This is a genomic window from Aequorivita sp. CRS11, from assembly GCF_059693805.1.
On record NZ_JCATIG010000004.1, the window covers coordinates 1 to 11,921 of the forward strand.

Annotated in this window: 14 protein-coding genes; 3 read left to right on the forward strand and 11 right to left on the reverse strand. The window is 39.8% G+C overall.

Annotation, left to right across the window (positions count from 1 at the left end; translation table 11 throughout):
* The 5 genes from AC58DT_RS08575 to AC58DT_RS08595 all read right to left on the reverse strand — a co-directional run.
* Positions 1–1,736, reverse strand: a 1,736-nt coding sequence (locus AC58DT_RS08575; RefSeq protein ID WP_497216461.1) for a GEVED domain-containing protein, incomplete at its 3' end; no start/stop codon positions are given.
* Positions 1,737–2,038: 302 nt separating this feature from the next.
* On the reverse strand, positions 2,039–2,698 hold the full coding sequence (locus AC58DT_RS08580) for a uracil-DNA glycosylase family protein (protein WP_497216462.1): 660 nt from the start codon (positions 2,696–2,698) through the stop codon (positions 2,039–2,041).
* Between the two features lie 62 nt (positions 2,699–2,760).
* Positions 2,761–3,522, reverse strand: coding sequence for a peroxide stress protein YaaA (yaaA, locus tag AC58DT_RS08585; RefSeq protein WP_497216463.1), 762 nt, complete (start codon positions 3,520–3,522; stop codon positions 2,761–2,763).
* Positions 3,523–3,669: 147 nt separating this feature from the next.
* Positions 3,670–4,209 (reverse strand): DUF3124 domain-containing protein, encoded by a 540-nt coding sequence (locus AC58DT_RS08590; RefSeq protein WP_497216464.1) that lies wholly within the window; start codon positions 4,207–4,209, stop codon positions 3,670–3,672.
* Positions 4,210–4,229: 20 nt separating this feature from the next.
* Positions 4,230–5,471, reverse strand: coding sequence for an alpha/beta hydrolase-fold protein (locus AC58DT_RS08595; protein WP_497216465.1), 1,242 nt, complete (start codon positions 5,469–5,471; stop codon positions 4,230–4,232).
* A gap of 130 nt (positions 5,472–5,601) precedes the next feature.
* Between AC58DT_RS08595 and AC58DT_RS08600 the strand changes: the two genes are divergently transcribed.
* On the forward strand, positions 5,602–6,459 hold the full coding sequence (locus AC58DT_RS08600; RefSeq protein ID WP_497216466.1) for a hypothetical protein: 858 nt from the start codon (positions 5,602–5,604) through the stop codon (positions 6,457–6,459).
* Here AC58DT_RS08600 and AC58DT_RS08605 read toward each other — a convergent pair.
* Positions 6,448–7,926, reverse strand: coding sequence for a potassium/proton antiporter (locus AC58DT_RS08605; protein ID WP_497216467.1), 1,479 nt, complete (start codon positions 7,924–7,926; stop codon positions 6,448–6,450). The genes AC58DT_RS08600 and AC58DT_RS08605 overlap by 12 nt on opposite strands.
* Before the next feature lie 144 nt (positions 7,927–8,070).
* On the opposite strand from AC58DT_RS08605, the gene AC58DT_RS08610 reads away from it, so the two are divergent.
* Positions 8,071–8,868 carry a HipA family kinase gene (locus AC58DT_RS08610; RefSeq protein WP_497216468.1) on the forward strand — a complete coding sequence of 266 codons (798 nt, stop codon included), beginning with the start codon at positions 8,071–8,073 and terminating at the stop codon, positions 8,866–8,868.
* Positions 8,846–9,229, forward strand: coding sequence for a DUF3037 domain-containing protein (locus AC58DT_RS08615; protein ID WP_497216469.1), 384 nt, complete (start codon positions 8,846–8,848; stop codon positions 9,227–9,229). The genes AC58DT_RS08610 and AC58DT_RS08615 overlap by 23 nt, the downstream gene beginning before the upstream one ends.
* On the opposite strand, the gene AC58DT_RS08620 is transcribed toward AC58DT_RS08615, so the two are convergent.
* The 5 genes from AC58DT_RS08620 to AC58DT_RS08640 form a co-directional block, all read right to left on the reverse strand.
* Positions 9,224–9,601, reverse strand: coding sequence for a PH domain-containing protein (locus AC58DT_RS08620; RefSeq protein WP_497216470.1), 378 nt, complete (start codon positions 9,599–9,601; stop codon positions 9,224–9,226). The two genes, AC58DT_RS08615 and AC58DT_RS08620, sit on opposite strands and share 6 nt — an antisense overlap.
* Before the next feature lie 37 nt (positions 9,602–9,638).
* Positions 9,639–10,118, reverse strand: coding sequence for a DUF4251 domain-containing protein (locus AC58DT_RS08625; protein WP_497216471.1), 480 nt, complete (start codon positions 10,116–10,118; stop codon positions 9,639–9,641).
* An 80-nt stretch (positions 10,119–10,198) separates the two neighbouring features.
* Positions 10,199–10,951, reverse strand: coding sequence for a DJ-1/PfpI family protein (locus tag AC58DT_RS08630; protein WP_062622441.1), 753 nt, complete (start codon positions 10,949–10,951; stop codon positions 10,199–10,201).
* Between the two features lie 15 nt (positions 10,952–10,966).
* The gene (locus AC58DT_RS08635; RefSeq protein WP_497216472.1) at positions 10,967–11,677 is read right to left on the reverse strand and encodes a flavodoxin family protein; all 711 of its coding nucleotides are present in this window, start codon (positions 11,675–11,677) and stop codon (positions 10,967–10,969) included.
* Between the two features lie 72 nt (positions 11,678–11,749).
* On the reverse strand, positions 11,750–11,908 hold the full coding sequence (locus AC58DT_RS08640; protein ID WP_497216473.1) for a hypothetical protein: 159 nt from the start codon (positions 11,906–11,908) through the stop codon (positions 11,750–11,752).
* Between the last annotated feature and the right edge of the window lie 13 nt (positions 11,909–11,921).

An 11,921-nucleotide genomic window follows, 5' to 3' on the forward strand; every position in this document is an offset into this window, starting at 1 on the left:
AAAGAATCAAGTGTAACATCGGTAACTGCGTTTACATCAAACATATTACCAAAGTTTCCATTACCGCCAGCGAAACCAGCGTTAAGAGTTTCCGAGGAACCTCCACCAACGCCACCAGCGGTAATGGTGTAGCCACAAGCTTCATTAACACTTGTAACAAGGTCGTTAGGGTCAATACTTGCCATACCGTTTGCATCAAGGAAAACGTCAAGTCCTCCACCAGAGGCAGCCTCATAGGTCAATAGGAAGTTGTCAACACCAGCTCCCCAGTTCCAACCACCATCTTCGTCATCATAAGTGAAACGAACCTGGAATGCTGCGTTTGCATAAGCTGAAACATCTATATCCCCAGTATTTACAGGGCTCACATCAACGTCATCAATAATAAATACTTGTTGCCAAGCGCTTCCGTCCCATACTTCTGCATAGAGCACGCCCGCCCCAACAAAATCTTGAAGGGCATAGTCAAAGGAAAGCTGTACGTTACTTCCACCTGTTAGGTCATATACAGGAGATAAAAGTCTTGCCATGTTTGCTGGACCAGATCCTGCTGCATCGTCATCAAAGATCGCTGCATTGGTAGGGAAATCACCGCCGGTTGGCATATCGCCACTTCCAAATGTCCAGTCCTGACTTCCAGATTCAATTACCGTTGTCCATCCTGTTGGGATTGTAGCACCCTCAAAGTCTTCAGACTCCGTAAAGATTCCAAATCCGCCCACGCAGAATACCTCAGGAGCTGTAACGTCCTGAACGGTTACGGTAGAAGTACAGGTAGAAATGTTTCCTGAGTTATCGGTAACTGTCATAACCACGGTGTTTGCACCGGTCATTGAGCAATCAAATGAGGAAACATCAAGGCTCATTGAGGCAATGCCGCAGTTGTCGGTAGAACCGTTGTCAACATCTGCAGCGGTAATGGTAGCCATTCCGGTAACAGGGTCAAGATCTACGGTAATATCCTGGCAAACCGCCACTGGCAGCTCGTTGTCTATTACGGTTACGGTAAAGTCGCAAGTAGAGGTGTTTCCGTCGCTGTCGGTAACCGAAAGGGTTACGGTAGTCACGCCAACAGGGAAGGTACTTCCGCTCGGGTGCGTAGAAACGATGTTTGCGGTTAGATCACCATCCTCGGTATCAATGGCAAGGGCCGAATAGTTGGCCACGGCGCCACAGGTTCCCGGAACGTTGTTCGCCGTAATGTCTGCAGGACACACGATAACTGGCGGGTCGCCGGTAACATTTGAAACATTTACGGTATAGTCTTCTACTTCTCCAAAAGTAGCTGTTCTACATGGGTTTGGCGTAGAGTTACCCCAATCTACCATTACACGCATACGTGTAGTACCTATTGCAGCACCTCCAGGAACAGTTATGTTCATCGTGTGTGGCCCAGCACTTGATGTACTAGTAGCTAAGGTATAAACCTCCCCAGCATCATTCAATATACCATTTTGATTCCAGTCAATAAAAGCATAGATATAATCACTGCTGTCTGGATCAATAGTAACAGACATTGTGTTTGAACCACCTGGGTTTACCGTAGCAACCATAGCGGTATAATCATTGCTCGGACCACTACCTGCGGTAGTATTATTTATCCCAGCATAATTTACATTAGTAACAAACTCCCAAGTTTGATTTGAGAACGTACTAACGCAGTACTGCGCATTGACCTGCCAACTGAATGTGGAAAGAATCAATGCCGATAAAATTAAAAATGTAATTTTTCTCATAAATTGATAATTTAAATTAAAAGTTAAAATGTCGTTAAAAGTACTCAAATTTGTAATAATCGCCAAATAATATTAAGACCGAAATTTTTAAATTTTAAATAAATCTAAAAATGTGTTCACCCCGCTTATAAGTGCCTGCAAGCAAGTTTAATACATTAAAATCACTTTAAAAAAACCACAGCTTATATGTTATATTAGGAAGAAATTCTCAACTGTTTTCAAATTTTGAATTTAAACTATTAGTATATTTTAAGAATATACCCTTAAAAAGAAATAAAAATCTATTTAATACGGACATTTTTTTAGAAAAAAGGTCGATACTGCTCCACCCGAAAATCTATGGTAGTTTTCTCAGGAAATTTTTCCTTCATCTTTTTATAGGCAGTCAGACTTCCTACAGCTCTGTTTGCTGCTCCCGACGGCGCTATCAATGAAACCGTTTTTACAGTTCTCCCGCTGTCTGGCAGTTGGAATGTATGGATTCGTGGAACTTTATTTGAAACCAATTTCAGGGAAATATTGTACTCTTTCAATTTTCTTCGGAAGAAATATTCCGGGCCGTTTTTGCTATTTCCGCCCGTGAAAAGCAAAGTATCAATCTTTTGATTTTGCTGGAGAATGGCAACCAAATCACGAAGTTCTACCTCCATCATCCCAATATCGGATGCATCTACTTTCCCCCGCTTTGCGGAAGCAACCATGTCGCAAATACCGATACCTCTTTTTTTGAGAAAAAACTCACGTTGCGCGATGGCCTGGGCAGTAGTTTCAAATTTTAAATCCAGGCCGAATATCTTATCCAAAATTGGCCACAGCTGTCCGTCGCGACTGCCATAGCAAAAATCCACATCACCTTCCTTTAATTCTCCAGTTGTAAAACGCGGAGGCGGCAGGGTTCCTACAATAAGCTTAGTGGCGTTTTCGGGAATAAAAGGTGGGTATGGATGTTTGTGGTGGAACAAAATGATTAACGATTGTTGATTTTTGATTGTTGTTTTTGAACTGTAAACTTTGAGTTTTAAACTTACCTTATAAAAACAGGCTCATGCTCCTTCTCTGTATATTGTTCACTAAATCCATATCCATCATAATCAAAGGCCTTTAATTCCTCTAATGTTTTCACATTTTTATCAATAGCAAAACGGGCCATACTGCCACGTGCTTTTTTTGCGAAGAAGGAAATAATTTTCAGTTTTCCATTTTTGAAATCCTTAAAAACAGGGGAAATAACGGGAACTTTCAATTTCTTTTCATCAATGGCATTGAAATATTCAACGCTGGCGAGATTGAGGAAAAGTTCCCCGTCTTCCAATTCGTTGTTCAAAGTTTCGGTAAGTGTTTTTTTCCAAAAGGAGTGCAGGTCCTTTTTTCGGTTTACAGGCAGTTTGGTGCCCATCTCCAAACGGTAAGGCTGAATTAAATCCAGCGGACGCAACATTCCGTACATCCCCGAAAGGATCCGTAGCGAATCCTGCAACATATCAATCTTTTCCGAAGGAATTGTGTAGGCGTCCAAACCTGTGTAAACATCGCCAGCAAAGGCATAGACTGCCGGGCGAGCGTTTTGTTTTGTGAAAGGCGTATTGAATTCCTTATATCGGTGGTAATTGAGGTCGGCAAGTTTGTCGCTGATGTCCATCAACTTGCCAATAGCCTTTTTGCTTTTGCGTTCCAACTTATTGTTTATCATTTCGGCTTCCTCCAAAAACTTGGGCTGTGTGGCGCGGGCAGTGGGAAGTTTTGATTCAAAATCCAGCGTTTTGGCCGGGGAGATTACTATTTTCATTCAATTCATTTTCTTCAAAAATAACGAAAACAATTTTGAATTCTGAATTCGGGATTCGTTGATTTGTGATTCGGAATTCTTACTTCGTATTTCTAATTTCTACTTTCGCAATTCGTCGCTCGTAATTCGTCGCTCGTAATTCATATTTCACTCAATCCTTCTGCCCTGTGTTGTAAAACTCAATCCCTGCGAACCCCGCAGCGAAGTCATAACTGCTTCAAAAATGGGTTCGGGAGTTGTTGCTTTTGTAGTCCATTCAAAAATAAAATTGGCGCCACTGCCTCCGTGCTCATCCGTTTCGTCTATAACAATTTCAACGGTTTCCACAGGTTTAAGTTGAATTGGCTTTTCAAAATAGCTACGTATCAATTCTCCTTTGGTATTGTAGTAATCTGCTTTTGAAATATAAATTGTATCGGTATCGCTTACATTTCTGAGGCTGACCATTGCAGTGAGATTTTGCGATTTTTCCAAAGTAAAACTATAAATATGCGAATAGATACTCAAATAGGTTTTTCCATTTTGCAGCGAATCCTTCAGTAGCCCCAATACTTCGGGGTCTGCATAATGGTCTTCCCAATGGTTTGGGTTAAAAGAGCTTATTTCCTTGGGGTCATCACAGCCCACAAGCATTCCGAAAAGAAATAGAACGACCGTTATTTGTGTTATTTTAAAAAGGATTCCCATTGTGTTTAATTCTTATAAAATTACGGCTTTTTATTGATTTCGGCTTTTGTTTCAAGTAGTTCGTTAATTTGCCACTGTCTTGCCTGTTGTTTGTTTGCCAAACCTAAAGCTTTATCAATGGTCTCGTTTGCTTCGGTAGTATTGCCGTTTGCCATTTTAATCCGCGCCAAAACATCGTAGCTGTCAAAATTGTTTGGATTGATAGCCAAGGCATCTTTCAAAAGCTGTTCAGCTTCAGCATAATCTTTGCTGTCCACAAGTTTTCCGGCCCTGTAAGTATTAAAAAGAACCAACGCATTCGGGTTCAGTTCCTTTAAAACGGCTTGCACTTTTGCACGTTCCTTTTCATTTTTTTGAAGCATATAATGTGTATTTCCCACAATGGTATATGGAATTTTGAAAATACTGCCGTATTGTTTCTTCACTTCGGAATAATGGTTTTTTAAAGCTTCCGCAGAACCGAAATACTCTTCCTTTACATACCATTTTTTGAAAATATCACCCAGTGCCCATTTATAGGTGGGAAGCCCAACAGAGTTGTGGATTTCATTGGGAAACTCTTGAAAATGTATGTTTTTCTCCATCATATTTTTAGGAATCTTTTTGATGAATTCATTCACGCCCATCCCCTGTTCATTGGCGAGTGAAATATACATACTAGCCGAAGTGCTTCCGGTTTTGCCCCACGTATTTTCCATTACATCTTCCATCGCATTTTTGCCCCACCAAAGCGCGGGACTTATGGCGATATAATCATTGAAAAGTTCGGGGTTGTTTATTGCCGTATTGATAACGAAAATACCGCCCACGGAATGGCCGCCAAGAATTTTATAATCGGCTGCTTTATAGTTTTTGTTTACATACGGAATCAATTCCTTTTCAATAAAACCTGCCATTTCCTCGGCATTACCGCTATCTTCCACACCCTCTATTTTCGGCTTGCAGTTTTTGCGGTACTCGTTGGTTCCTTTTCCTGAAATTGCCACTAATATCATTTCTGGGATAACTTCACTTATTCCGCCCTGCAATTCCAAAAAACCGGCTACATATTGAAAATTGTAATCACCGTCCAAAATATAGAGCACGGGATATTTTTGGTTAACCGCAATATTATAGGAAGGAGGAAAATATACAGAAAACTCCCTGTCTTGCTGAAGTATTTCAGAATAAACCTTGTCGCGTTTCCCGATGGAAATTTCCTGTGAAAACCCGCTCTGTAAAACAAAAAACAGAAGGAAAAGAATAAGTAGCCTTTTACCCATAATTAAATTTTTAAGTCAGTGATTTAAACCATTTTCAAAGTTAACCGAAAATATTTCTTTCACTTAAAATATTTTAATTGCTTTTGCTTTAGATTTTGTAGCTTCACTTTTTATAATTCGAAATAATAAAGTGCCTAAAACAGCATATTTCCCAAGCTACACGAAAGTAAGCGAAACGCCGGTTACAATCTTTGAAAAACTGCACCCGGAAGTTTTTGACCCGCCTTTTTTTAATGATGCGGTTTCTATATTTCGCGCAAAAGATTCCCTTCGGAAAGAACTCGATTTGACTGCGGAAACCATTTCAAAGAATAGAGGGTTATTACCGCTAAAAGGGTTTGTTTTTCACACTTCCCATTGCGGTTCAACGCTGCTTGCTAATATGTTTAGGGCAGCAAAAAAGACAAGAGTTGTGTCCGAAACGGAGGCCATAAACGGATTGTTGTTATCGGCGATATTTTACAATTTGGAAGAAAAAATACTTTTAAAAAGTTTAAAAACTATAGTTGAAAGCTATTTACAGCCGCTGGGCGAAGCGGAACAAGTTGTCTTCAAACTTACATCGTGGAATATTTTCTTTGTTGGGCTTTTCCAAAAAGCATATCCCGAAGTTCCTTCGATTTTTATAGATAGAAAAACGGAGGAAGTGGTTGCAAGCCTTTTAAAATCGGGCCGTGGGTTTGTGGAGTGGTTTTATCATCCCACCTATTTGCTCCAAAATCATTTGTTGGGCGAAGAAAAGCAGTTTGAATCATTGGAAAATTATCTATTCGCAATGGTTGAAGCGCATAAAAAAGCAATAGAAAAAATTCGGCTCGGAAACAATTTATTTTTGGAATACCCTTCGTTTCCCAATAAATTTGAAAGCGAAATTCTGCCCCATTTCAATTTAAATTATTCTGAAAAAGAATTGGAGAACGCTGAGGAAGCTAGAAAATACGATGCAAAAAGTATTTACAAAACCCCTTATTCAAATTTAGGCAGCTGAAAATTCTTGGATATTCAATGCCTTAAACACTTTTTTGATTCCCTTTTTTGATTCGGAAAGTACGATGAGCACATCATCTGCATTAATGACGGTGTTTCCGTTGGGCGTAATATATTTGTCGTCTCTTTTTATCATTGCAATAATTGCGGTTTTGGGGAATTCAATATCGACAATTTTTTTACCTACTATCTTGTTCCCGTTAGCAATACCAATTTCCCGCATTTCAGTTTTTGGATGTTCCTCAAGAAATTTTTCAGAGGGAGATATTTTTTTCTCTTCACTGGGAATACTCACCCTTAACCATTTCGCGACTACCGAAAGCGTAGTCCCCTGAATTAAAATGGAGGTTAGCGAAATAAAAAATACAATATTAAAAATCATATTCGCTTTATCGATTCCCGCCAATAACGGATAGGTTGCAAACACAATCGGCACTGCCCCGCGTAAACCCACCCAGGAAATATAGAAACGCCTTCGAAGTTTCATCTTAAACGGAATTAAACTTATAAAAACCGCTACGGGACGTGCCACAAAGATCAAAAACAACGATACTAAGAGTCCGATACCAATCACGGGAACAATCTGCGATGGAAATACCAAAAGCCCCAACGTCAAGAAAAGTACAATCTGCATCAACCACGCCAACCCATCATACATTTTAAGAATGGTTTTTTTGTGGATTAAGTACTGGTTTCCCAAAAAGACCGCACAAATATAAATGGCCAAAAAACCGTTGCCGCCCACAAAATCGGTTACGGAAAAGGTTATAAACATTAGTGCAATAACGAGCACGGGATACAAACCCTCAAAATCCAAGTTGATTTTATTGATTATAATCTTGCTCAACTTTCCAAAGCCAAACCCAGCTATGGTTCCTATAATCATTTGTTGAAAAAACAGTGGAATCATAGACACCAATCCTTTATCCTGATTGATTACCAAACCTAAAAAAGCGATTGTTAGCACATAGGCCATGGGGTCGTTACTTCCGCTTTCCATTTCCAGGGTGGGACGTAAATTGGTTCGAAGCGCAAGATTTTTGGAACGCAAAATGGAAAACACCGCAGCAGCATCTGTTGACGACACTATACTTCCCAAAAGCAAACTTTCATAAATGGTAAAATCGGTAACATAATAAACAAAAGTTCCCAAGCCAACAGCGGTAAGCAAAACCCCCAAAGTTGAAAGTGCAAAACCTTCTTTCATTATTGGTTTTACAGCTTTCCAATCGGTGTCCAGCCCCCCTGAAAAAAGAATAAAGTTCAATGAAATTATACCAACTAGCTGCGCGATTTGCGGATCGTCAAAACTGATGCCGCCTATGCCATCTTCACCGGCAAGCATCCCTATTCCCAGGAAAAGTACTAAAGTGGGTACGCCAAATTTATAAGAAGTTTTACCCGCTATTATACTTATAAAGAGCAGTAACGACCCAACAAGCAAAATGTTTTCAATGGTTAAATCCAATAACTTTTAGTTTAAGGTTTCATATTTCAGCAAAATACAAATTTAAACTTTCAAAAAAATATTGGATTCTATTTTTAAGGCATAAAAAAACATCTCTACAGAATGGTGCCGACATATTCACAAATAAACTTAATTTTGCAGGCAATGGCAACCGACAAAATAGAGCTCCGCACCGTAAACGTTACACGTTACATAACTCCTTTGCGTGAAGGCGGTTCGCTACCAGCCCTGGCCGAAGCGGATGATGATTTTAAATATGTTTTGAAGTTTCGCGGTGCGGGACACGGCGTGAAAGCGTTGATAGCAGAACTTTTGGGTGGTGAAATTGCACGAACTTTAGGCTTAAAAGTTCCCGAACTTGTTTTCGCAAATTTAGACGAAGCTTTTGGCAGAAGTGAAGGCGACGAGGAAATACAGGATCTATTAAAAGGCAGCCGCGGACTAAACCTGGCCTTGCATTTTCTTTCTGGGGCGCTCACATTTGACCCCGTAGTTACCCAAGTTGATGAAACTTTGGCTTCCAAAATTGTATGGTTGGATGCTTTTATAACAAACATAGATCGCACAGTTAAAAATACCAATATGCTCATTTGGCATAAGGAACTTTGGCTCATTGACCACGGCGCCACCTTTTATTTTCATCATTCATGGGGCGATTGGCAAAAAGCGGCTGTTACGTCATTTCCTTATATTAAAGATCACGTGCTTTTGCCACAAGCTTCCTTAATTGAAGAAATTAATGAAGAAATGATTGCCCTTTTGCCAGATAAAAAACTTCGGGAAATAACTGATGTTATTCCCGCAGATTGGCTAGATTGGGAAGGTATTGAAATGCCTTCGGAAGAAATCAGGAAAGTATATTACCAGTTTTTGGTAATGAGAAGAAACAACGCAAACAACTTTGTAAAACAAATTCAGGATGCCCGGGAAACACTTGTATGAATATGCGGTAATACGTTTGGTGCCCCGCGTGGAACGCGAGGAATTCCTGAATGTTGGGATAATTCTTTTCTGCAAAGGAGCCAACTATTTGAATTGCAAACACCAAATTGACACCGAAAAGCTAAAACTCTTTTCCTGCGACCTGGAAGTTGAAGAAATAGAAAACAATTTAAAGGCTTTTGAAAAAATATGTTCCGGCTCCAAAGACGGCGGCCCTGTGGCACAATGGGAAATTCCGGATAGATTTAGATGGCTTACCGCGCAGCGCAGTTCTTCCCTACAAACTTCACGTCCGCACAACGGCTTCAGTAATGATTTGGATACTACTTTGGAACGTCTTTTTGGAGAATTGGTGCTATAAAACCTTTGCCGCCAAATATTTCTGCACTTCGTAAATATCTATGCTCTTGTTGAACCTTTTGCTCACCGTTGGCAAGTCTTCGCTGCTAATCCAAATCTTCAGTTCGGCATCCAGATCAAAAGTGCCGGCAGTTTCCAAAGAGAACCGCGAAATATGTTTGTAAGGAAGACATTTGTACTCTACCTTACTTCCCGTTATGCCTTGTACGTCAATTAGTATTAAGCGTTTGTTGGTAAACATAAACACATCGCGGAACAGGGAAAACCCAAGCTCCACTACTTCGCCTTCAATTAAAAGACGTCCGTATTTTTCGTTTAGTTTTTCTGAGGAAACTTCGCTGGCATTTCCCAATATTTTATTAAATAGACTCATTTTAGATTTTTGGATTGTTGGATTTTAAGAATAATAATTAGTCTCGAACGCTTACTACTTCGCCTTGAAAATCTATGGCTTGGCGATCATTTGTAGTGATGGAAAGTGTGGCATAGCCAGAATTACCAACTATTAACAAAAGGGAATATGTATCGTTTTCATTTTTCACTTTAGTTCTAACTTCATAGTTCTTGCCACGCTTTTCAACAATAAAATCCTCGGGAACACCTTTAAATCGCAGGCCTTTGTCCTTACCAATTATTGTGGCGTACGAACGTCCATAAAACGGCATATTGCTTATAACCATCTCTGGTGAAAATGTTATTGAATAATTACTACCAACCAAGTTTTTTGGGGGCTGCCCGAGCGGTAAAGCTGTGTTTGCTATAAACTCAAAGTTTTTGGAATTCAGTAATGTTTCAATGGAAGTATGGGTTTTTTCAGTTTTATTCTGCGCAGTGGTGCTTCCGAAAATAAATAGAACAACTAATGTATATAAAATTCTAAGTGCTTTCATGTTTACTCTTTTTAATCAAACCAAGTGCAAGTTTTGTGCCCAAAATTTCAATCAATTACCGTCCACTGCAACTGAATACTTTATTGTTTCCAGTCCTGCAATTCCTTCACATACAGATACGATTCCACAAAATCAACCTGCTCCTGCCCAGCCATTTTTTTCAATAAGTTCAATGCGGATACATAACTGATTAGATTTCCGTTTGAGGATAAAAACTTTCCATCTTCCACATATCTCACAACGCTGTCATTCTGCACTTTTAAGTTCGGATAGGCTTTTTGAAGCTCTTCTCCCCCACCAATCCAAGTCACAATTTTTTTACCATCAGCAATTCCCGATTCCCCAATTAAATGTGCCCCGGCACAATTGCTTACGGTGTATTTGGTGCTATTGTTTTGTTCCTTTATGAAGTTTACAATTTTTGGATTGTGTATTTGTGCATACATATCATATGCACTTGGAACGAAAAGCACATCCAGTTTTGGACAATTTTCAAAAGTGTAATCTGGGACTATCTTTAAACCTTCTTCACTAACAATCGGGTCAGAAGTTTCCGCAATTGTAATTACATTGAAAAGTTTTTTGCCGTCTGGGGTTGGCTTTGTAAAAACGTCAGCGGTGGCAGTAACTTCGGTAGTCAAAACACCGTTGTACATCAACAGTCCGATGATTGGCAGGCTGTCGCTTATTGGTTTTAACAGTTCCTTTTCAGCGTACGCCACAACTTCTGGGTCTGCTGGACTTGGCTCAGGACCTGTAGATTTATCTGTGGTAAGATTGCAGCTTACAAACGAAGTGGAAAGTGCAACAAATAAAACAATTAATCTCTTCATATTATAAAAATGGATTTAGCGATATTCTGGATTTTCAAAATTCCAACGGGTGCCATCGTCCCAATCTTTTCGGGAATTGCCGTATTTTGGATACCCTCCCTGCTCTTTCAGCATCTTTGCCAAATGAAGCAAATTATACGTCATAAAAGTAGTATTCCTATTCGTAAAATCATTATTTTTTGCGCCACTTTCCTCATCCCGATAACTTGGCCCAGGACCCGCCTCACCTATCCAACCACAATCTGCCTGTGGCGGAATGCTGTAGCCTACGTGCTGTAAGGCATAGAGAATGCCCATAGCACAATGCTTTATTCCATCTTCATTTCCGGTAACGATGCAACCACCTACTTTTCCGTAGAAATAATACTGCCCCTTTTCATTCTGAAGACTGCTCATTGCATACAGCCTTTCAATCAATTTACTGGCCACAGAGGATTTTTCGCCCAGCCATATAGGAGTTCCGATAATCAGAATATCGGCAGTATCTACCTTCTTCCAAATTTCCGGCCAGGCATCTTCACTTGCGCCGTGCTCGGTCATATCTGGATATACGCCGTAAGCCACTGGATGATCCACAAGACGAATATTTTCAAAGGAAACCCCTTCGGCTTTCATTATATTTTGTGAAACATCCATCAGGCCCTGTGTATGACTCATCCGCGGGGACTGCTTTAGGGTACAATTGATATAGAGTGCTTTGAGTTTTGAGAAATCTGGTTTTTGCATAATTGATTTTAGTTTTAAAGGTAAATAATATTCACCAGAACCGCTAAAAACCTAATCCCATAAACTTTTGAACTAAACCTTCAAATCAATCTCTTTCAAATTTTCAATTCTATTGCGAAGAAGGAAATCGTCTATTGTTTCAAAATGTTCGATTACGCGTTTATCCTTAAATTCGAAAACTTTTTCTGAAAGTCCCTGTAGAAAATCGCGGTCGTGTGAAACCAAAATCATTGAATATTAAGAT